14 protein-coding genes are annotated in these 21,237 nt (G+C 72.9%); 10 read left to right on the top strand and 4 right to left on the bottom strand.

The features are described 5' to 3' along the window. Window positions 1-88 precede the first annotated feature (88 nt). From wzm to BJ983_RS23135, 5 genes are all read left to right on the top strand, one after another. The gene (wzm, locus tag BJ983_RS23155; RefSeq protein ID WP_179798171.1) at window positions 89-991 is read left to right on the top strand and encodes a galactan export ABC transporter permease subunit Wzm/RfbD; all 903 of its coding nucleotides are present in this window, start codon (window positions 89-91) and stop codon (window positions 989-991) included. A gap of 6 nt (window positions 992-997) precedes the next feature. Then, window positions 998-1,813, top strand: coding sequence for a galactan export ABC transporter ATP-binding subunit Wzt/RfbE (gene wzt / locus BJ983_RS23150; RefSeq protein ID WP_179795964.1), 816 nt, complete (start codon window positions 998-1,000; stop codon window positions 1,811-1,813). Next, complete coding sequence (glfT1, locus tag BJ983_RS23145) at window positions 1,810-2,709, top strand: galactofuranosyltransferase GlfT1 (RefSeq protein ID WP_179795963.1); 900 nt, start codon at window positions 1,810-1,812, stop codon at window positions 2,707-2,709. The genes wzt and glfT1 overlap by 4 nt, the downstream gene beginning before the upstream one ends. An 85-nt stretch (window positions 2,710-2,794) precedes the next feature. Further along, complete coding sequence (locus BJ983_RS23140; RefSeq protein ID WP_179795962.1) at window positions 2,795-6,175, top strand: arabinosyltransferase domain-containing protein; 3,381 nt, start codon at window positions 2,795-2,797, stop codon at window positions 6,173-6,175. Between the two features lie 99 nt (window positions 6,176-6,274). Continuing rightward, entirely contained in the window at window positions 6,275-7,213 is a 939-nt protein-coding gene (locus tag BJ983_RS23135; protein ID WP_179795961.1) for a type IV toxin-antitoxin system AbiEi family antitoxin domain-containing protein, read from the top strand. A 47-nt stretch (window positions 7,214-7,260) separates the two neighbouring features. On the opposite strand, the gene BJ983_RS23130 is transcribed toward BJ983_RS23135, so the two are convergent. Continuing rightward, complete coding sequence (locus BJ983_RS23130) at window positions 7,261-7,716, bottom strand: GtrA family protein (protein ID WP_343054316.1); 456 nt, start codon at window positions 7,714-7,716, stop codon at window positions 7,261-7,263. 65 nt (window positions 7,717-7,781) lie between these two features. Between BJ983_RS23130 and BJ983_RS23125 the strand changes: the two genes are divergently transcribed. From BJ983_RS23125 to dprE2, 4 genes are read left to right on the top strand one after another with little or no spacing between them, the layout of a single operon-like run. Next, the gene (locus BJ983_RS23125) at window positions 7,782-10,919 is read left to right on the top strand and encodes an arabinosyltransferase domain-containing protein (protein WP_179795960.1); all 3,138 of its coding nucleotides are present in this window, start codon (window positions 7,782-7,784) and stop codon (window positions 10,917-10,919) included. After that, complete coding sequence (locus BJ983_RS23120; protein ID WP_179795959.1) at window positions 10,903-13,887, top strand: arabinosyltransferase domain-containing protein; 2,985 nt, start codon at window positions 10,903-10,905, stop codon at window positions 13,885-13,887. Before BJ983_RS23125 ends, BJ983_RS23120 begins: the two co-directional genes overlap by 17 nt. A gap of 44 nt (window positions 13,888-13,931) precedes the next feature. Beyond that, a complete protein-coding gene (dprE1, locus tag BJ983_RS23115; RefSeq protein ID WP_179795958.1) occupies window positions 13,932-15,302 on the top strand; it encodes a decaprenylphosphoryl-beta-D-ribose oxidase in 1,371 nt (456 codons plus the stop codon). A gap of 19 nt (window positions 15,303-15,321) precedes the next feature. Then, the gene (dprE2, locus tag BJ983_RS23110; protein WP_179795957.1) at window positions 15,322-16,077 is read left to right on the top strand and encodes a decaprenylphospho-beta-D-erythro-pentofuranosid-2-ulose 2-reductase; all 756 of its coding nucleotides are present in this window, start codon (window positions 15,322-15,324) and stop codon (window positions 16,075-16,077) included. A 47-nt stretch (window positions 16,078-16,124) separates the two neighbouring features. Here the strand turns inward: dprE2 and BJ983_RS23105 are convergent, their stop codons facing one another. After that, window positions 16,125-17,537 carry an acyltransferase family protein gene (locus tag BJ983_RS23105; RefSeq protein WP_179795956.1) on the bottom strand — a complete coding sequence of 471 codons (1,413 nt, stop codon included), beginning with the start codon at window positions 17,535-17,537 and terminating at the stop codon, window positions 16,125-16,127. Between the two features lie 382 nt (window positions 17,538-17,919). Here BJ983_RS23105 and BJ983_RS23100 point away from each other — a divergent pair, with 382 nt between their 5' ends. Next, window positions 17,920-20,169, top strand: coding sequence for a hypothetical protein (locus BJ983_RS23100; RefSeq protein WP_179795955.1), 2,250 nt, complete (start codon window positions 17,920-17,922; stop codon window positions 20,167-20,169). A gap of 66 nt (window positions 20,170-20,235) precedes the next feature. Here BJ983_RS23100 and mscL read toward each other — a convergent pair whose 3' ends face one another. Beyond that, window positions 20,236-20,673 carry a large conductance mechanosensitive channel protein MscL gene (gene mscL, locus BJ983_RS23095; RefSeq protein ID WP_179795954.1) on the bottom strand — a complete coding sequence of 146 codons (438 nt, stop codon included), beginning with the start codon at window positions 20,671-20,673 and terminating at the stop codon, window positions 20,236-20,238. 144 nt (window positions 20,674-20,817) lie between these two features. Next, window positions 20,818-21,129, bottom strand: a complete 312-nt coding sequence (locus BJ983_RS23090) for a hypothetical protein (RefSeq protein WP_218890420.1) — start codon at window positions 21,127-21,129, stop codon at window positions 20,818-20,820. Window positions 21,130-21,237: the final 108 nt, after the last annotated feature.

The raw sequence follows: 21,237 nt of genomic DNA, 5'->3' as shown, positions 1-21,237 counted from the left end.
CTGGGTACGCTCACTGACCGTGGCCGTCCCTGCACTCGCGCGTCCCGGCGCCGACGATCCGTCGGGTGACGACGCCGCGGAGTCGCGTCTGCACGGGGCGTCCCCGCGCTCCTGGTCGCGCGCCTTCGCCGACATCCGCCAGGCGGTCGCCCAGCGCGAGCTGTGGGGTCACCTCGGGTGGCAGGACATCAAGCAGCGCTACCGCCGCTCCACGATCGGCCCGCTGTGGATCACGATCAGCATGGCCGTGACGGCGGCGGCGCTCGGCGGGCTCTACTCCCAGCTGTTCGGCCAGCCGATCGGCACCTTCATGCCGTACGTGACCGTCGGCTTCATGATCTGGTACTTCATCAGCGCCTGCGTGCTGGAGGGGACCGAGACCTTCATCGCCAACGAGGGCCTCATCCGCTTCCTGCCGGCCCCGCTGATGATCTACGTGTTCCGCACGGTGTGGCGCCAGGTCCTCTTCTTCGCCCACAACGTGGTCGTCTACGTCATCGTGCTGGTGATCTTCTTCAACCAGCTCGACGAGCCCTACCGGATGATCGCGAAGGTGCCCGGGACGCTGGACCTGCCGGGCACCCTGCACCCCGGGCTCTCCTGGGCGGCGCTGCTCGCGATCCCCGCCTTCGTCCTCATCGTGGCGAACGGCCTCTGGGTGACGCTGCTGTTCGGCATCATCGCCACCCGGTTCCGGGACATCCCGCCGGTGGTCTCCAGCTTCATGCAGCTGTTCTTCACGATGACGCCGATCATCTGGACCCCCGATCTGCTGCGCGGCGGCGAACCCGGCAGCGCGCGGGCGATCGTCGAGCAGCTCGCGAAGCTGAACCCCTTCTACCACTTCATCGAGATCTTCCGGGCCCCGCTCGTGGGGCAGGTGCAGAGCTGGACGCACTGGGCGGTCGTCGGCGTGATCACCGTGGTCGGCTGGACGCTGGCCCTGATCGCGCTGCGCAACTACCGCTCGCGCGTCGCGTACTGGGTGTGAGCTGACATGGTCTCGATCGAGGTCCAGGGCGCGAGCGTCGACTTCCCGATCTTCGACGCGAAGAACCGCAGCCTCAAGAAGTCGGTGCTCGGCCGGGCGGGCGGGCGCATCACCGATGCGAAGGTCCCGGTGGTGGAGGCCCTGCGCGACATCGACCTGTCGCTGCAGGCCGGCGACCGCGTCGGGCTCGTGGGGCACAACGGCGCGGGCAAGTCCACGCTGCTGCGTCTGCTCGCCGGCATCTACGAACCGACGCGCGGCCGCGCACGTATCCGGGGGCGTGTCGCCCCGGTCTTCGACCTCGCCGTCGGGATGGATCCCGAGATCTCCGGGTTGGAGAACATCCTCATCCGCGGGCTCTTCCTCGGCATGACCCGCCGCGAGATGGAACGCCGGGTCGACGAGATCGCGGAGTTCACCGAGCTCGGCGACTACCTGCGGATGCCGCTGCGCACCTACTCGACGGGCATGCGGGTGCGGCTCGCGCTCGGCGTCGTCACCTCGATCGACCCCGAGATCCTCATCCTCGACGAGGGCATCGGCGCGGTCGACGCGGCCTTCCTCGAGAAGGCGCGCGACCGGCTCCGCGACCTCGTCGCCCGCTCCGGCATGCTCGTGTTCGCCTCGCACTCCGACGAGTTCCTCGTCGAGCTGTGCGACACCGCGATCTGGATGGACACGGGCGAGATCAAGGAGCAGGGCACCCTGCGCGAGGTGGTCAGCCACTACAAGGGCCGGGATCTCTTCGAGACCCTGAGCCCCGAGACGCTCGAGCGGATCGGAGCGGGACGGGCCCCGGACGGCGGACGGGTGCACCCGTGACGGGCGGCACCGTCCACGCGGTCGTCGTCACCCGGCACCGCCCCGAGCTGCTGGCCGACGGCCTCGCGGTCATCGCGGGCCAGACCCGCCGTCCGGACCATCTCGTGGTGGTGGACAACGGGCCGGACGAGAAGACCCGCGAGGTGGTCGAGTCCTGCGGGCTGCCGGTCACCTACCTGCCCTCGCAGCACAACCTCGGCGGCGCCGGCGGCTACGCCCTCGGCCTGCTCACCGCGCTCGCCGCGGGCGCGGACTGGCTCTGGATGGCCGACGACGACGGGCGCCCCGCCGACGAGCACGTGCTCGCGACGCTGCTCGAGGTCGCCGAGCGCCGGGGCCTCGCGGAGGTCTCGCCGGTGATCGCGGACGCCGCCGACCCGGAGCGGCTCGCGTTCCCGCTGCGCCGCGGCCTGACCTGGGTGCGGCGCCGCAGCGACCTCGACGGGTTCGGCGACGGCGAGCTGATGCCCGGCATCGCGCACCTGTTCAACGGCGCGCTCTTCCGCGCCGGGACACTCGATGTGGTGGGCGTCCCCGATCTCCGCCTGTTCGTGCGCGGTGACGAGGTCGAACTGCACCGCCGCCTCATGCGCTCGGGTCTTCCCTACGGGACGTGCCTGACGACGGCCTACGTCCACCCCGACGGGTCCGACGAGTTCAAACCGATGCTCGGCGGTCGGCTGCACGCCCAGGATCCGGGCGACGCGACCAAGCGCTACTACACCTACCGCAACCGCGGCTACCTGCTCGCGCAGCCGGGTCTGCGCAAGCTGGGCGCCATCGAGCACCTGCGCTTCGGCTGGTACTTCCTCGTGGAACGACGCGACCCGCGGGCACTGCGCGACTGGCTGCGCCTCGTCCGGCTCGGTCGCCGCGAGAGGTTCCGCCGGGCATGAGCCCCGCTCCCCTCCCCGCCACACGGTCGCGCACCGCGCCGCGCCGTCTCCCCCCGGAGGTTCGCCCCATGTCAGGACGCACCACGTGCTGACCTCGGACTCCGTCCCGCCGACCACGCACTCCACGAGCAACGGCACCCGCCCCGCCCCGGCGTCGGGCGGGGACGAGCGCGTGCTGCGCCGCTGGCGCTGGATCGCGATCGTGCTCGGCGGGCTCGGCTCGGTGCTCGCGGTGCTCTACCCGTTCCTGCCGGTCGTGCAGGACACCGCGACGATCCAGTGGCCCAGCGCCGCGAACGGGACCCGCTCGGTCGACGCGCCCCTGGTCGCGTTCCGGCCGGAGTCGATGACGGCGACGATCCCCTGCGCGGCCATCCGCAGCCTCGACGCCCGCGCCACCCAGCGCGCGACCGTGCTCTCCACGACCCCGCCGCTCTCGCCGCAGGGCGCCCAGGTCGGCATGCAGCTCTTCGTCGACGACGGTCAGCTCACGGTCGCGGACCGCGGGCAGCAGGCCGCCCAGGAGCCGATCCCGACCGGTCCCTGCAACGTCACGATCACCTCGGACTTCTCCGAGACCGTCATCAACCTCGGCGCCGGCGCCGACACGGTGCTGGGCGGGGACTTCCGCCCGCAGGTCGTCGGGATCTACTCCGACCTCGACCAGAACCGCGACCCGGTCTCCGGCACCAGCGTCTCGATCACGCCGGACACGCGCTTCCAGACGACGGCGACCGAGTTCAAGACCCTGGCCGGCATCCTCGCGATCCTGTGCTTCCTCGGCGCGGTGTGGGCGCTGCACGTGCTCGACACCCGCGCCGGCCGCCGGGCCCCGCGGCTCGCACCGCGCCGCTGGTGGCTCCCGACCTGGCGGGACGGCGTGGTCGTCGCCGGGCTCGCCGTCTGGGCGGTGATCGGGTCCCAGACCTCCGACGACGGCTACATCCTCGGCATCGCCCGCGCCCGGGAGAGCGCCGGCTACATCGGCAACTACTACCGCTGGTTCAACGTCCCCGAGGCGCCGTTCGGCTGGTTCTACGAGCTGTACGCGGTGTGGGTGCAGGTCAGCGACAACGTCCTCTGGATGCGCCTGCCGTCGGTGTTCATGGGCATCGTGTCCTGGATGCTGATCAGCCGGGAGATGCTCCCCCGGCTCGGCCAGCAGGTCCGGCGCTCCAAGGCCGCGGGCTGGGCCGCCGCGATGGTCTTCCTGATGTTCTGGCTGCCGTTCAACAACGGGCTGCGCCCCGAGCCGGTGGCCGTCATCTCCGCGCTGCTCGCGTTCTGCTCGGTGGAGCGGGCCGTGGCCACCCGCCGGCTCGCGCCGGTGGCGCTCGGCCTGGTCGCCGCCGCGTTCGCCCTCGCCGCCACGCCGACCGGCCTCATGGCGGTCGCCCCGTTCCTCGCCGCGGCCCGCCCCCTGTTCCGCCTCGTCCAGGAGCGGGTCCGCCGCCTGGGCTGGCTGCCGGTGCTGCTGCCGATCCTCTCGGCGGGCCTGATCGTGCTCGTCGCCGTGTTCGCCGACCAGACCTACGCGGCGGTGATGGAGGCGAACCGGGTCCGCTTCCTCCTGGGCCCGAACTACACCTGGTACCAGGAGGTGGTCCGCTACGAGTCGCTCTTCTCGGTCTCCGCGGACGGCTCGCTGGAGCGCCGGGCGCCGGTCCTGCTGCTGATCCTCGGGCTCGTGGTGTGCCTGGTGGTGCTGCTGCGCCGCAACCGCATCAAGGGCGCCGCCCTCGGCCCGTCGCAGCGGCTCATCGGCACGACGCTGCTGGGCTTCCTCGTGCTCGCGCTGACCCCGACGAAGTGGACCCACCACTTCGGGGCGTTCGCCGCGCTCGGCTCCGGCATGGCGGCACTGACCGCACTCGCCACGTCGTCGGACGTGCTGCGCTCGCGGCGCAACCGCTCGCTGTTCCTCGCCGCCGTGTTCGCGACCCTCGCGCTCGCGTTCACCGGCCCGAACACCTGGTGGTACACGAACAACTGGGGCGTGCCCTGGAACGACAAGCCGCCCTCCTACCACGGCTACCAGGCCTCCACGCTGCTCCTCGGGGTCGCGTTCGTCTTCCTCGTCGTGGCCGCCATCGAGCACCTGCGGGGTGTGCCGCAGGAGCCGCGCGACCCGTCGTCGGGACGGTGGACGAAGCTCCTCGCGTCGGCCGGCGGACCGTTGAAGAAGCTCCGCGGCTCCCGCTCCGGGAGCGCCGTGGAGCGACGGGCGCGGGCGCTGCGGATCGGGTCGGCGCCGATCGCGGTGATCTGCGGGGCGCTCGTGCTGTTCCAGATGGCGTCGATGGGCAAGGCGATCGACAAGCAGTGGGACAGCTTCTCCCTGGGCGGCGACGTGCTGCGCACCGGGTTCTCCACGTCGTGCGGGCTCGCCGACGACGTCAAGGTGGAGGGCAGCCCGGCCGCCGGGATCCTGCCGGACGCGCCGGCGCCCACCGGCCTCGTGCCCTCGGCCCGCGGCGTGCTGCCGATCGTGGCGCCGCAGGTGCCGCTCGCCCCCGGGCAGCAGCCCGCGCCGCTGCCGCCGGACACCGTCCCCGCGTCCAGCCCGCTCGCGCAGCTCGTCGACCCGACGCCGGTGAACGACGGCTTCCACGCCGAGGACGCCGTGCCGCCGACCGGTGGCGGCACGGGGGTGTCGGGCTACGAGTACACGCTGCGCAACGACCTGTCGTCGCAGATCCTCGGCACGTACGACCCCACCGGGCGGGCCACCGGCGTGCTGCGGACGCCGTGGCAGTCGGTGGACGACTCGCTGCGCTCCGGGAACACGCCGCTGGTGATCTCGGTGGCGGGCCGGCTCGACGGCGGGAACAGCCTGTTCCTGCAGTACGCCAAGCGCTTCCCCGACGGCCGGATCCAGATCCTCGGCTCCGACCAGCTCGGCGGCGGGGGCGGCAACGAGCCGCCGTGGCGCGAGATCAAGGTCAACCTGAACACCACCAAGGGCGCCACGGCCGACGAGGTCCGCCTCGTCGCCCAGGACCGCTCGCTGGGCCCGGACGGGTGGATCGCGGTGGCCCCGATGCGCGGGCCGAAGCTGGTGCCGTTCACGCAGGCGGTCGGCACCCAACCGGGCTACCTGGAGTGGCCGGTGCAGTTCGCCTCGCCGTGCCTGCGGCCGTTCGACGTCTCCGACGGCATCGCCGAGGTGCCGACCTACCGACTCATCGCCGACGCCTCGCAGTTCCGGATCGGTGGCGAGACCTGGTCCCAGCCCTCGGCCGGCGGGCCGATGGGGTGGATCGAGGTCCTCGAGCGCCAGCAGGACGTGCCGTCCTACCTGGAGGGCGAGGCCTCGCTCGACTGGGGCCGCATCGAGCGGCTCGAGCCCTACGCGCCCGGGACGGTGGCCCCGGACGTCGTGCGCGGCGAGAAGACCGTGTGGGGCAACCACAGCGAGGGCGAGATCGGCGACCCGCCGCCCGGGATTCCGTCGCCGGAGAGGTGACTTCGTCCTGTGAGTACTAATCCGTGTCAGAACACGGATTAGTACTCACAGGCCGCAGGCACCTGGAACCGAATCGCCGGTCCGGCACTCCAAGCCCCTGTGAGGGTTGAACTCCTGGAACTGGCCGCCGAGCAGGACCAGCTGCTGACGCGTGAGCAGATGCTCCGCCACGGCATGACCGACGAGATGATCGAGGCGAACGTCGCCGCCCGCCGCTGGGTGCCGGTGTTCCACGGGGTGTACGCCCTGACCACCGGAGAGCTGACCCCGCACGCGCGTCGCCGGGCCGCGCTGCTCTTCGTGCGCGGGGCGGCGACGTTGAGCCACTCCTCGGCCGGCGCCCTCTGGAACTTCCCCGGCTGCACCGACGAGGGGCCCGTACACGTGACCGTCCCCTACACGTCCTCGGCGCGCGGCTGCGAGGGCGTCGTCGTCCACCGCAGCCGTGCCTACCGGTACATCGTCGCGGACGCCGATCCACCGGTGACGACGAAGGTCCGGACCCTCGTCGACCTCGCCGCCGAGGCCTGCAGCCCGCGCGAGGCGATGCGCATCCTGACGGCAGGTGCCGCCGCGCGTCGGGTGGACGCGGCGGAGCTCCTCCGGGAGCTCACGGACCGGCCACCACGGCGCTACGGGAAGGTCCTGCTGGCAGCGGCGAACCTCCTGGTGGACGGGGTCGAGTCCACGCTCGAGGCGGACTTCTCGACCGACGTCCTCGCCGCCCACGGGCTCCCGACCGGAGTCCGCCAGGTCCCGCGGATCGTCGAGGGCCGGCGTCGCATCGAGGACCACGAGTGGGAGCTGCCGCGGGGCACGCTGACCGCGCGCCTCGACGGGTGGCGGTTCCACGCCAACCGGCGGACCGCCCACGCCGACCGCCAGCGGGACAACGCTGCCGAGCTGGAGGGCCGGGCCCGGCTCACGTTCGGCACCGAGGAGGTCGGCGACGCCTGTCGTACCGCGGCGCTCCTCGCTCGCCGCATGGTGCAGCTGGGCTGGGAGGGAGAGCTCACGAGGTGCGCTGCCTGTGAGTAGTAATCCGTGCCCCAGCACGGATTACTACTCACAGGCGCGAAGCGCACCTAGCTCCTGAAGAGGACCCACTTCATCACCACGAAGTTGATCGTGGTCGCGCACGCCTGGGCGACGAACCAGGACAGCAGGGACGCGATGAGGGGCGGGTTCACCGACGGGGCGTCCATGAGGTGCAGCACCAGCGACGCGACGCCGACGTTCACGGCGAAGGTCGAGCCGTAGAGCACCACGAAGCCCAGGAACTTCGCGCCGCCGCCGGAGGACGAGGCGAACGTGAAGCGCCGGTTGAGCAGGTAGGCCGTGGTCGTTCCGAGGATGAACGACACCCCCTTGGCCAGGGGCGCCCACACCCCGAGGGCCAGGAGCAGCTGGTAGATGCCCAGGTCGACGCAGGCCGCGACGCCGCCGATCAGCACGAAGCGCACCAGCTGCGCCCTCAGGCCCAGCGCGACCGGGGCGACCGCCGCTTCCGCGGGGCCCACGGCGTTCTCCTCGACACTCACGCCTGCCGATGGTAGGAGCCGCCCCCCACCGGTGCGTCACCGCACCGTCGATACCGTTGCCACCCATGGCCGTCGTCGAGGACACCCCTGTGCGCGCCACGGAGGGTCCGCCGCGATCCACCCCCGGCACGACGGTGCGGTCCGGGTGGTTCCTCGCGGCGCTCGCGGCGGTGACCGTGCTGCTGGGCGTGGCGATCCCGTTCGCGCCGGTCACGGCGGACGACCCGGTCGTCACGTGGCCGAAGGCGGGGCAGCCCGCGGCCTCGACGAGCGTCCCGCTCGTGCCGTACCGCCCGCTGGCGATGACCGCCGAGGTGCCGTGCCAGGCCCTCCGCGGCGGCGGGGACGCCCTGCGCACCCAGCCGACGAGCGCCGGCACCCCGGGGCGCGGGCTCACCGTGTCGAACTCGGGCGGCCGCGTCACGGTCACCAGCGACGGCGCCACCCTCGTCGACGAGGTCCTCCCCCTCACGCCCTGCGTGTACCGCTTCGCCAACGACGGCACCACCACCACGCTGAGCCGCGACGGACAGCAGCTCTACGCCGCGCCGGGCCAGGCCCCGCAGGTCGCCGAACTCGCCACCGACGCCCCCGGGACGCCCGGCCTCGCTGCCACGATCCATCCCGACGACCGGTACTCGAGCGTCCCGTCGGGCCTGAAGCTGACGCTGCTGATCCTGCACGTCCTCGCGCTCGCCGCGACCCTCGTGCTCGCCGGACGCCGCTGGTGGGGCCGGGGCGGGCACGGCTTCGTCCGGCCGCGGTTCCACGGCGCGGACGTGGCGGTCGGGGTCGTCAGCGCGGCGTGGGTGATCCTCAGCCCGCTGCAGAACGACGACTCCTGGTACCTGCTCATGGCCCGCAACGCCGGGGCCACGGGATACGTCGGCAACCAGATCTACATGTTCGACACGACGGAGAACCCGTTCGTCGGCAGCCAGTACCTGATGTCGATGTGGGGGTCGGTCGGGAACTGGCTCGGCATGCCCGGCTGGGGCCTGCTCTGGATGCGGTGCCTGCCGCTGCTCCTGGGCCTGCTCACGTGGTTCCTGCTGCGCGGGGTGCTCTCGACGGCGCTGGGGCGTATCGAACGCCGCCGTTGGGTGCCGTGGACCCTGCTCGGCGCGCACCTGGCCTGGTTCCTGCCCTACGGCATGGCGCTGCGGCCCGAGGTGTTCATCGTCCCCGTGTTCGCCGCGGTGCTCCTGCTCGCGGAGATCGCGCGGCGCCGGGAGGCCGTCGGCCCGCTGATCCTGGCCACCGCCCTCGCGGCGCTGTCGGTGACGATCTCGCCGTCGGGCCTGGTCTCGGCCGCACCCGTCGTCGTGACCCTGCCCTGGCTCTTCCGGTGGCTGAAGACGACGAGCTGGCGGACGCGGCTCGGGGTCGTCGGCGCGGTGATCGCGGCAGGGACGATCGCGATCCCGGTCGGGTTCGGGGACGCGACCTTCGGCGACGTCGTCGAGGCCACCGGCGTGCACTCCTGGTACTACGTGACCTTCCCCTGGTACGAGGAGTGGGCGCACTACCGGACGCTGATCGAGACCGGGACGTGGGGACGCCGGCTGCCGGTGCTGCTCACCCTGGTCCTGCTCGTGATCGTCTCCATCGGCTCCGGACGACGGGGCCGCAGCGACGGCCCGATCCACGCCTACACGCTCTCCACCGCGGTGACGACGGCGGTGGCGCTGTTCCTGCTGGCCCTCGGCCCGACGAAGTGGGTGAACCACTTCGGCGCGATCGCCGCGCCGGGCACGCTGCTGCTGACGCTGGCGATGCTGCAGACCCCGCTGCCGCGCCGACCGGGCGCGCTCGTGACCGGCGCGGGCGTCGCCCTGCTCACCGGGGCGACCGTGCTCGGGTTCGCGGGCCCGAACGTCTGGAAGCCCTACTCCGACCGCGGCCAGCCGTTCGGCAAGCACCTCGACCCCGACATGTCGATGCTCGACATGGAGGGCCTCGCCCCGCACATCGGCCCGTTCTTCCTGCGGCAGTTCTTCTGGTGGATCGGCCTCGCGCTCCTGGCCGCGCTGTTCGTGGCGTGGCGGCGCCGGAACCGGAGGCCGACCTTCGGCATCACCCCCGACCGGGCCGTGCTGGTCCCCTCCGTCGTCATGACCGCCCTGCTCATGGTGGCCGTGATGGTCTACGCGCCGGTGATCCAGGCGCCGGGCTGGTCGGTCGCGGGCGCGCAGCTGCAGGCACTCGTCGGGCGTCCGTGCCAGCTGTCGAACTCCGTCGAGGTGATGGAGCGGACCCCCGCCGACCTCGGCGGGCCGGTCACCCCCGCCGTCGCGACCGGGGACTTCGCGCTGACGCAGCCGGGCAACGGCGGCCCCGACGAGGCCCCGGTGCCCCCGCCCGGGCCCGCGCCCGGCGGCAGCGGCCCGGAGCTGTGGCACGACGCCGTGACCAGCGACCCGAACCTCCCGCAGCAGGGCACGGGCCTCGGGACCCTGACGACGGGCTGGTACCCGGTGCCCGCGCAGTCGACCGCGACGCACGTGGTGGTGCCGGTCGCGGGCAACGACCCGAACTCCCAGCGCATCGTCCTCGAGTTCGGCTACGGGCCCGCCGCGGCGCCCACACGCACCACAGCCGTCACCGTCAACCCCGCGCCCGGGCTGACCGCCCGCCAGTGGCAGGAGGTCCCGGTCCTGCTGCCCGGCGAGCGGCCCACCGCGGTGCGTCTGGTCGCCGAGGACCGCGTCGCCGGCCCGGACACCGCCCTCGCCGTCGCCCCGCCGCACCTCGCGGCGATGCAGCCGGTGCAGTCGCTGGTCGGGCCCGACTCCTACGGCCACGACCCGGAGACCGGCCCGCCGGTCTTCGCCGACCAGCTCTCCGCCGTCCTCTGGCCGTGCGTGAACCAGGTGGCCGTGGCCCACGGGATCGCCCCGACCCCCGTCGTCCGGCTGCAGGCCGCCGAGAACACGCCCGAATTCATCCTCACCAACCCGACCTACGAGTCGTGGGGCGGGACGATGGTGCAGTCCGAGCGGACCTGGGCGACGGTGCGCATCTACTCGACCGTGACCGCGGGCGGCCCGCCCACGCTGCAGTGGGGCAACGTCGACCGGATCGTCTACGACCACCCGACCGACAACTACGACCTCACCGTCGGCTCGGTCATCCGCAGCGGCCTGACCCGGTTCCCCACCCTCGCGACGGAGGCCTACTCGGGCCGTGAGTACCTCGGCTGATCCTGTTCCCGACGACAGGTCGGGGCGGCTCGGGCTCGTCGCCCTCGTCGCCGGTCTGGTGTCGGTGCTCGCAGCCCTGGCGTTCCCGTTCGCGCCGGTGAGCCAGCCGGTCGTCACGTACGCGTGGCCGACCTCCGCGGCGCCGACCGGCGCGGCGATCCCGATGCTGCCCTACCAGCCGCAGTCGCTGACCGTGACGGTGTCCGCCGACGCGGCGCGGGCGACGGGTCCCGGCACCGTCCTGTTCTCCACCGCGCCGCTCGTGGCCGACCCGCTCGCCGAGCCGCTCCAGGGCCTCACGGTGCGGGTGGACGCGGACCGGACGCTCGACGTCACCTCCGGCGGGCGGACGTTCGACCCGGTGCCGCCCGGCTCCCTGCGCGTGGAGTCCACGATCGCCGCGACCACCCTGTCCGTGGACGGTCGCGAGGTCGCCCGGGCCGACGGGGACGTCCGCCCGGCCGTGGCGGGGGCGTTCACCGGCGCGGCGACCTCGGCCGGCCTGAGCTTCTCGGCGGTCGGCGACACCCGGTTCCAGACGACGGCGGGCGGGTGGAAGGTCGCGCTCGGGGTCGTCGCGGTCCTGGCGTTCCTCGTGGCCCTCGGGGCGCTGCTCCTGCTCCGTGGCAGGAAAGCGTCGTTGCTGTCGTCCAGTGGCAGGAACGCCACATCGTCGAGGGGTCCGCGCGCCCGCCTGGCCGACCTCGGCGTTGTCGGCGGCCTGCTGCTGTGGCAGGTGATCGGGCCGCTGACGGTCGACGACGGGTACATCGCCGGGATCGTCCGGTCGCTCGGCCAGAACGGGCAGGTCGGCACGGTCTTCCGCTGGCTGAACTCCCCGGAGACGCCGTTCGGCTGGTTCTACGAGGTGCTGGCGCTGATCGCCGGCGTCGACCCGGCCCCGTTCTGGCTGCGCCTGCCCGCCACGGCGTTGGGCATCGTCGGCTGGTTCCTGCTCTCCCGTTGCGTGCTGCCCCGCCTGACCGCCCCGTCGATGCCCCTGCTCGCCGGCGTCGTCTACCTGGCCTGGTGGCTGCCGTACGACCTCGGCGTCCGCCCCGAACCGTGGGTGCTCGTCGGGTCGGCGCTGGTGTTCGTGCTGGTGGAGCGGGCGATCGAGCGGTCGAGCCCGGTCGCCCTCGTCGGGGCGCTCGCGATCGCCGGGTTCACGCTCGCCGTCACCCCGACCGGACTGATGGCCTTCGTCCCCCTCCTCGTCGGCGCGGCCGCGCTCCTGCGGCTGCTGAAGCCGACCACGCTCGTCGTCGGGATCGCGGCCCTCGGCCTCACCCTCGTGCTGGTCTACGCGGGGCAGACATGGGCCTCCGTGCTCGACTCCGTCGGCATCCGCACCCTCATCGGCGGCGACCGGCCCTGGACCGACGAGTACGTCCGCTACGCCTCGCTGCTCACCGTCGGCGACGCGGAGGGCAACCTCGGCCGCCGCGCGCCCGTGCTCCTGCTCGTCCTCGCGTTCGCCGCCCTCGCCTTCGGCGCCCGCGACCGGCTGACCGGGACGAGCCGCCGCGTCGTCGTGGTCACCCTGCTCTCCCTCGTCTCGCTCGCCTTCACCCCGACGAAGTGGACGCACCACTTCGGCGCCTTCGCCGTCCTCGGCACGGCCACCACGCTGCTCGCCCTCGAGGCCTGGCGGCGCTCTGTTCCCGACGACGGGTCGCGGCGGCTGCGCCGCGCGTCGGTCGGGGTCGCGGTGGCCGCGGGCGTGTCGGGGCTGACGCTCGCGGGCTACAACCAGTGGCACTGGATCTCGAGCTACGCGATCACGTGGTCGACGCTGTCGCCGCAGCTCGGTGGGGTCCGGTTCGCCGATGCCGTGCTGGTGCTCGGCGCGGTCGTGGCGGTCGTCCTGGCGGTCCTGGCGCTGCGACGAAGCGGCGAACCTGCCACTGGACGGCAGCAACGACGCTTTCCTGTCATGAGAGGAGGAGCTGCCACCGAGTGGGGGCCCGCCCTCGCGATCGGCGTCGTCGTGCTGGTCGTCGCCATCGAGGTGCTCTCGTTCGCCCGCACCGCCTACCAGCGGCGGGACTCGTACACGTTGGCGTCGGACTCGGTCGCGTCGTTGACGGGCCACTCGTGCGGCATCGCCGACCGGCTGCGCGTCGAGCGCGACCCGCTCGCGGGCCTGCTGCCCGCCGAGCAACCGGGCGCCCTCCCGACGACCGGACCCGACGGCCCGAGCATGGCCGGCGCCGACCTCCCCGCCTGGCGCGGACCCGCCGTCACGACCGGCTGGTACCGCCTCCCCGGCCGGGACTCCGCGACCTACCCGCCGGGTGAGGAGCCCGCGGCGCCCGGACCCGTCGTCGTGACCCTGACCGGTCCCGTCCTGACGGGCGACGTCGTGGCCGAGTTCCGCGCCGCGGACGGGCAGGTCACGCGCGTGCCGCTCGACGAGGGCGCGACCCAGTACGCGGAGTCGGCGAGCGTCGACGCCCCGCGCTCGCGCGACCTGCGCCTCGACCCCGCGCTCTCCGTCGACCAGGTCGCGGTCCGCCTGGTCAGCAGCCGCGACACCCCGGAGTCGCAGGGCTTCTCCGTCCCACGGATCGCCCGCCTCGTGCCGTGGAACGACGTCCTCACCCCCGGCACCCCCGCCGCCGTCGACTGGCCGGGCGCGTTCCTCTTCCCGTGCACCCCGTTCCCGACCCTGCGCGACGGTGTCGCCGAGCTCCCCGGCTGGCGGGTGTCCACCGACGCCCGCAGCGAGGCGCAGTCCGGCTACATCAGCTACACCGCCTCGCAGGGCGGGCCGTGGCTTACCGCCCGGGCACTGGTCCGGCAGGTGCGCTACGCGGTCTACCTGCCGGGACTGCCCCTGACCGACATCGCGAGCCTCGAGCGCTGGGTCCCGACGACGCCGCTGGTCCCGCCCGCGGTCACCTCCCGCGAGGTCTCCCTCAGCGGGTTCTCGACCCCGGGTCCGCTCTCGATCGGGGAGAGCTAGCCCTGGCAGCCGGCCCGGACAGTCGCGCGCTAGCCTCGATACCGATGGCTCGCACCGTGAAGACCCTGGTCGGATGGGCCCGCACCGCCCCGAGCCGGGCAACCGTGCTCTCCGGCGACGAGGTCGCCTCCGACACCCAGCTCGCCGAGGCCGTCACGACGGCGGGTCCGCGCGGCGTCATCGCGCGCGGCCTCGGCCGCTCCTACGGCGACCCGGCGGTCAACGCGGGCGGGCTCGTGGTCGACATGACCTCCCGCCACCGCGTGCACGCGATCGACGCGGAGAGCGGGCTCGTCGACGTCGACGCCGGCGTCTCGCTGGACACGCTGATGAAGGTCGCGCTGCCCTTCGGCCTGTGGGTCCCGGTGCTGCCCGGCACCCGCCAGGTGACGATCGGCGGCGCGATCGCGAGCGACATCCACGGCAAGAACCACCACACGAACGGCAGCTTCGGCAACCACGTCGTGTCGATGGACCTGCTGACCGGCACCGGTGACGTCCGCCATCTCGAGCCCGACGGCCCCGAGTCGGAGCTGTTCTGGGCGACCGTCGGTGGGATCGGGCTGACCGGGATCATCCTGCGCGCGACGGTCCGGATGACGAAGACCGAGACCGCCTACTTCGTCGCCGACACCGAGCGCACCGCGAACCTCGACGAGACGATCGAGCGGTTCTCCGACGGCTCCGACGAGGCCTACGACTACTCCTCGGCCTGGTTCGACTCCATCTCCACCGGGCCGAAGCTGGGTCGCGCCGCCCTGGGCCGCGGCTCGCTGGCGCGGCTCGACGAGCTGCCGGAGAAGCTGCGCCGGGACCCGCTGAAGTTCGACGCGCCCACGCTGCTCGACCTGCCGGACGTCTTCCCGAACGGCCTCGCGAACAAGCTCTCGTTCTCCGCGATCGGCGAGCTGTACTACCGGAAGACGAAGAACAAGCGCGGCCAGATCCAGAACCTCACGGCCTTCTACCACCCGCTGGACCTGTTCGGGGACTGGAACCGGGCCTACGGCTCGAAGGGCTTCCTGCAGTACCAGTTCATCGTTCCGCTGGCCGCCGAGGCGGAGTTCCGCTCGATCATCGCCGACATCGCGGCGTCCGGGCACGTCTCCTTCCTCAACGTGTTCAAGAAGTTCGGGGAGGGGAACCGGGCGCCGCTCTCGTTCCCCATGCCGGGCTGGAACATCTGCGTGGACTTCCCGATCGTCGACGGGCTCGGCCGTTTCTGCCGCGACCTCGACCGCCGGGTGCTCGCGATGGGTGGCCGCCTCTACACCGCCAAGGACTCCCGCACCGACGCCGCGACGTTCGCCGCGATGTACCCGCGGCTCGACGAGTGGCGCAAGGTGCGCGACGCGGCCGACCCGGACGGCGTGTTCGCCTCGGACATGTCGCGTCGGCTCGCGCTGACCAGCTGATCCTCTCGACTGGAGACCCATGATCGACGCCGTCGGGCACCCGTCCTCCCTCCTCCTGCTCGGGGGCACCTCCGAGATCGGGCTGGCGATCGCCGAGCGCTACCTCGCCGACGGGCCGGTGCGGGTCGTGCTGGCCGGGCGCCAGTCGCCGCGCCTCGCCGACGCCGCCGCCCGCCTCCAGCGCGCCGGCGGGCACGTCGAGACCGTCGAGTTCGACGCCAAGGACGCCGCCGTCCACACCGAGGCCGTCCGCAAGGCGTTCGCAGGCGGGGACATCGACGTCGCAGTGGTCGCGTTCGGGCTGCTGGGCGACCAGGAGAAGGCCTGGCAGGACATCGACGTCGCCGTCGAGCTGGCCGAGGTCAACTACGTCGCGACGGTGTCGGTCGGGGTGGCGCTCGCCGCCGAGTTCCGCCGCCAGGGCCACGGTCACGTCGTCGCGTTGTCCTCCGTCGCCGGGGAGCGCGCCCGCCGCTCGAACTTCGTCTACGGCTCCACCAAGGCCGGGATGGACGCCTTCTACACCGGGCTCACCGAGGCGCTGCGCGGCGAGGGGATCGGCGTGACGATCGTCCGCCCCGGCTTCGTGAAGACGAAGATGACCGCCGGCATGGACTCCGCGCCCCTCGCGACAACGCCGGAGGAGGTCGCCCGGATCACGGTCGACGCGGTGACGAAGCGCCGCGAGCTGGTCTGGGCCCCCGCGCAGTTCCGCTACGTGATGAGCGTGCTCCGCCACATCCCGCGGCCGATCTTCCGGCGCCTGCCCGTGTGAGCTCCGCTCATGTGAGCACTAACGGTCGCTATAGCGGCCGTTAGTGCTCACCTGCGCGTCAGCGCACCCCGGGCCGGCTCCTCGATCCACCGGTACGCCAGGTGGGCCAGGAGCACCGACGCGACGAGCACGTGCGGGATCGCGAGAGCCGCGAGCGAGGAGTTCGGGGCCAGCGCCGGGAACCGGGTCATGGCCACGACCGTGATCTCGATCAGCGGGAAGTGCACCAGGTAGATCGCGTAGGAGATGCGGCCACCGTGCTGCAGGCGCGGCGAGGACAGCCAGTCCACGAGCCGACCCCGGGCCACGCACAGGGCGCCGAGCAGCACCGGGAACATCGGGACGGCGAGCCAGAGCCGGTCGGCGGCGGGCACCGACGCCGTCGCCGGGGCGGACGCCGCCCAGTAGGCCACGAGCACGGTCTCGGCGAGGACGGCGAGCACCAGCCGGCCCGCCCACAGCTCGACGACGGGCGTGCGCGGCAGCCGGTCGACCACCAGCCACGTGAGCATCCCGGCGGTGAACCCGCCGGCGATGCGCAGCAGCCACACCCACGCGCCCGACTCGCCGGAGCCCGCCGTCAGGAACGGGACCACCGCGACCGGGGACGCGGCCAGCACCGCGAGGACCGACAGCACCGGCAGGGGCCACGACCGGATGCGCCACGCGCCCAGCACCAGCAGCGGGAAGCACAGGTAGGCGAGCCACTCCGCGCTCACCGACCAGGCCGGCAGCACGAACGAGACGCCCTCGATGCCGGACGAGGTCCACATCTGGGTCATCGTCAGCTGCCGGATCCAGCCGAGCGGGCCGAGCGAGGGCTGCGGGGTCTGCCACGCGACGATCCCGTCGCGCCCGAACACCAGCCGCGCCGCGCACCAGCAGCCGAACGCGACCGTCACCGCCGCGTACAGCGGCCACACCCGGGCGATCCGTGCGCGCAGGAACCGGGCCGTCCCACCGACCGACGGCCGGGTCCCCATCCGCGCGAGGTACGAGCGGGTCAGCACCAGCCCGGAGAGCACGAAGAACAGGTCCACCCCGAGCGGTCCCGCCGCCACCAGCGGCGCGATCGGGGCGGTCCACCGGCTGAACACGTCACCCGGGATGTAGGAAGCGTGCAGCAGCAGCACCCACACCGCGGCGACGAAGCGCAGCCCGGTCAACTGGGCGATGTCCTGCGGCTTGGTTCCCGACGCCGGGTCGGTGCCGGTCGGGCGCCCGGCCGCCGGCGGGACGACGGCGGGGGTCGGCGAGGTCCCCCGGGTCCGGGGGAGCGGGAGGACGGTCCCGCTCCCCGCACCCGGCGTCCGGAAGCCGACTGGGGAGGGCGCGAGGGCCTCCGCGGACGAGAGGGGCACGGCGACGAGCGGCGTCGTGCGCAACGTGGAGACCCGGGCCGGCTCCGCCACCGACCCGTCCGCACGCGTCCGCGACGTGAGCGACGTCAGCGTTCCCATCGTGCTGCCTCCCCGACCCCGTACTTCCCCGACGAGCTCCCCGATCAGGTCGACCGCGGTGCTCGACCTGAGGAACGGCACGGCTCGTCCGAATCCTGATAGGCCATTCAGTGGATCGAGCGACGGCCGTCCGGTCGCGGTCAGCGACCCGGGTGACGTCGGCACGCACGGTGACGGGAACGGCGCCCGGAACCCCGGGAACCGACCCGACCGAGCGGTGGACGGCCCCTCCCCGGTGGAGGGGTCGAGCCCGGCGTCGTGAGCCATCGCTCCTGGTCACGCACCGTGTGTCCCCCGCCCCCGACCGCCGGCGGTGTCGGCGGGCCGCCTACCGTGGCGGGGTCGCCGCGCAGGAGGCGTGTGACGAGGAGGAACAGCTGTCGTGACCAGGGGCCCGACGATCTCCGATCCCGACCTCGAGCCGGACCCGACGCGCCCGGCCGCCCGTGCGGATCACCCACACGGGGAACGGGTGCAGCCCCACTGGAGGCGCCTGGTCGGTGACCGCGCGCTCGTGGGGGTCGGCGCGCTCGCCCTGCTGGCGGCGCTCGCGTTCCTCGCGGTGGACGCGGCGCACAACCAGGGCCGCTTCGTGCCCCCGCTCGACGACGTCTACATCCACCTGCAGTACGCCCGCCAGATCGGCCTCGGCGAGTTCCTGCGCTACCAGGCGGGCGCCCCGCGGACGACGGGCGCGAGCAGCCTGCTCTACGTCCTGCTCCTGGGCGCGGCCTCGGTGGTGCTGCCGGCGGGGCTGCTGCTCTACGCGGCGGTCGCGTTCGGCGTCGTCTGCTTCGTCGTGACCGTCGTCCTCGTCGCCCTGCTCGGCCGGGAGCTCGGCTCGAGGAACGTGGGCACCGTCGCGGGGGTGCTCACCGCCCTGTGCGGCCCCCTGCTGTGGGGCGCCACGAGCGGGATGGAGGTCGCGCTCGTCGCGCTGCTCGTCGCCGCGCTGCTGCTCGCGTTCGTGCGGGAGCAGCCGGTCGGGCACTTCGTCGTCACCCCGGTGGTCGCGGTCCCGCTCGTGATCACCCGGCCCGAGGGCCTCGTCCTCGTCGTCGCCGTGCTCGCCGGCGCCGTGGTGACGCTCGTGCGCCGCCGGCGCCGACCTCCTATCGGCGTGCTCAACTGCTCTGTCGGGAAGAACGCCCTCCTGCTGGTGCTGCCCCTGCTGGTCGCGCTCGCGCAGTTCGGGCTGTACCGGCTGCTGACCGGTTCGGCGGAGAACACCGGCGTCGAGGCCAAGTCGATCCTGAGCCTGCCGCTGGGGTCGCCGCTGGAGGTCGTCGACCGCGTGACGACCACCGCGCGGACGGCGCTCGAGCTCGTCGGTGGGGTCACGACGACCCTGGTGGTCGGGCCCGGCGTCGTCGTCCTGGCCGCGATCGGGCTCGCGGCGGTCGCGTCCCGACGACCGGCCGTCGCCGGCGTCCTGGTGCTCGGGCTCGCCGGGGTGCTGTTCGCCGTGTCGACGTTGCAGACCGCCCTCTGGCACGACGGCCGCTACCTCCAGCCGTTCCTGCCCGTCGTCGTCCTGCTCTCCGTGCTCGGCGTCCGGGCGATCGGCCGTGCGGCCGCCGACCGCCGCACCGGCCGGGTCCTGACGACGGGTCTGGTCGCGGTGCTCGCCGCGTTCGCCGTGGTCTCGACACCGACGTGGGCGCTGCGCCAGGGCGAGCAGGCCGCGGGCATCCGTGAGTCGGCGGTGTCGGTGGCGCAGTGGCTCAAGGGCAACACGCCGCCGGACGCCATCGTCGCGGTGAACGACGTGGGAGCCACCGCCTACTTCTCCGACCGACGGATCGTCGACCTCGTCGGCCTGGTCACGCCCGGCTTCGCGCGCGCCGCGCTCGACGGCCCGGGCGCGATGTACGAGCAGCTGGCCCACCTGCCCCCGGCGCAGCGCCCCACCTACTTCTCGATCTTCGAGGACAACGGGCTGGTGTCGGTCGGTGAACTCCCGAAGGCCCGCATCCTCGGCGACGAGCCGCTGACCTCGTTCCAGCTCAAGAGCCCCGTCCGGGACGACGCGCCGTTCGGCGGCATCTGCCAGACCGCCGGCGGGTGCCCCCTGATCAGCGTGTGGCGCGCCGACTGGTCACACGTCGGCAGCGGCGACCTGCCCGATGACCCGGTGCCCGGGCGGATCGTGGACCGGGTCAACGTCGGCGACCCGTCCGACGAGGCCGCACACGGCTACGGCGTGGACCGGGCCCTCGTCGGGATCGTCCCGAAGAGCGAGATCCGCAACCAGGACGTGGCCGGCCGCGTGGTCGTCGACAGCGGACGCCACGTGGTGGGCGGCGAGCACTTCACGCTGCGCGGCCTCACGCCGGGGCGCCCCGTGACGCTGACCGCGCGGGTCGACGCCCGGGAGCCGGTCGAGGACCGGAACACCGGGGCGGGCGTCGTGGCGGTGGGGGTCGACGGGCGTGGCGTGGGCGACTGGGCGTTCGCCACCGAGGTGCCGGGGCTCCCGGCGGGGGCCGAACACTCCTGGGCGCAGTCGTCGTTCACGATCCCGGCGTCGGCGGTGACCGCGCCGGAGATCACCGTGTCGTTGGGGCCGCGCCAGCCGTTCCTCGCGCCGTACCCCGACTACCGGTCCTTCTCGTACTGGGTGGCGCAGTAGGTGCGCTGCGCGCACGTGAGCAGAAAAGGTCGCTATCACGACCGTTAGTGCTCACACGCGGAGCACCTACCTGTCCTGGTGCGGGATCCGCCCGGCGGTGCCGCCGTCGTCGCGCCGGGGGCCCCGGGACTGCTCGCGGAGCAGGTCGCGGATCTCGGTGAGCAGCTCCACGTCGGTGGGCTCGGCCGGCCCGGCCTCCTCGCCCCGCTTGCGGCGCTCCGCGACGATCTTGAGCGGCAGGACCACGAGGAAGTAGATGACGGCCGCGGTGATGACGAACGTGATGAGGGCGTTGATGAACGACGCGTAGTCGAACACGACGCCGTTGACCGTGAACGTCCCCGCGAGCTGCCCGCCGCCGCCCGTGGCGAGCTGGATGAGCGGCTTGAGGAACGCGCTGGTGAACGCGGTGACGACCGCGGTGAACGCGGCTCCGATCACCACCGCCACCGCGAGGTCGACCACGTTGCCGCGGAGCAGGAAGTCCTTGAACCCCTTCAGCACCGGGTCCTCCGTCTCGCTGGAATGCCACAAACGCACACCGAGCGTAACCGAATTTCCACGCACGGACGCGCCCGCCACGCCGGTGGGGCCGGCGGGACGGGCGCGTCGTGGTGGTTCAGGGCGCCGTCAGCGGCGCGGCCGAGCTCAGTTGTCGGCGTGGATCGGGTTCGCGCAGGACTTCGCGATGCCCGCCGAGTTGCCCTTGCCGGCCTTCGACAGCAGCGGGATCGACCCGGCGTTGTCCTGCACCGGGACCTGGACGCCCAGGACGTTGACCGGCACGTCGTTGTTGCAGACGTTGATCGGGGTGTTGGGCGCGAAGTCGCTGGAGTTGATCAGCCCCTTCTGCACCGTCACGTCGTCCCCACCCTCGTGTGCGAACGCGGCGCCCGTCGTGCTCGCGAGGCCCGCGCCGATGAGCGACGTCGCCAGCAGGGCCTTGCGGATGACTCCCACCATCATGTCCTTCCGATCGAGTCCGCGATCGGGATCGATCGCGTGACCGGAACGTAATCAGGCGTGCGCGAAACGTGTCGGAAGCAGGTGAGGCGGAGCGGTCACCCG

Source organism: Actinomycetospora corticicola (genome assembly GCF_013409505.1).
GTDB classification, from domain to species: domain Bacteria; phylum Actinomycetota; class Actinomycetes; order Mycobacteriales; family Pseudonocardiaceae; genus Actinomycetospora; species Actinomycetospora corticicola.
This window is presented reverse-complemented; position numbering and strand designations above follow the sequence as displayed.

Excerpts from the sequence above, each read along its gene's own strand:
- BJ983_RS23125 (WP_179795960.1), top strand. The coding sequence starts at position 7,782 with ATGGCCGTCGTCGAGGACACCCCTGTGCGCGCCACGGAGGGTCCGCCG.
- wzt (WP_179795964.1), top strand. The coding sequence starts at position 998 with ATGGTCTCGATCGAGGTCCAGGGCGCGAGCGTCGACTTCCCGATCTTC.
- BJ983_RS23105 (WP_179795956.1), bottom strand. The coding sequence starts at position 17,537 with ATGGGAACGCTGACGTCGCTCACGTCGCGGACGCGTGCGGACGGGTCG.
- dprE1 (WP_179795958.1), top strand. The coding sequence starts at position 13,932 with ATGGCTCGCACCGTGAAGACCCTGGTCGGATGGGCCCGCACCGCCCCG.
- dprE2 (WP_179795957.1), top strand. The coding sequence starts at position 15,322 with ATGATCGACGCCGTCGGGCACCCGTCCTCCCTCCTCCTGCTCGGGGGC.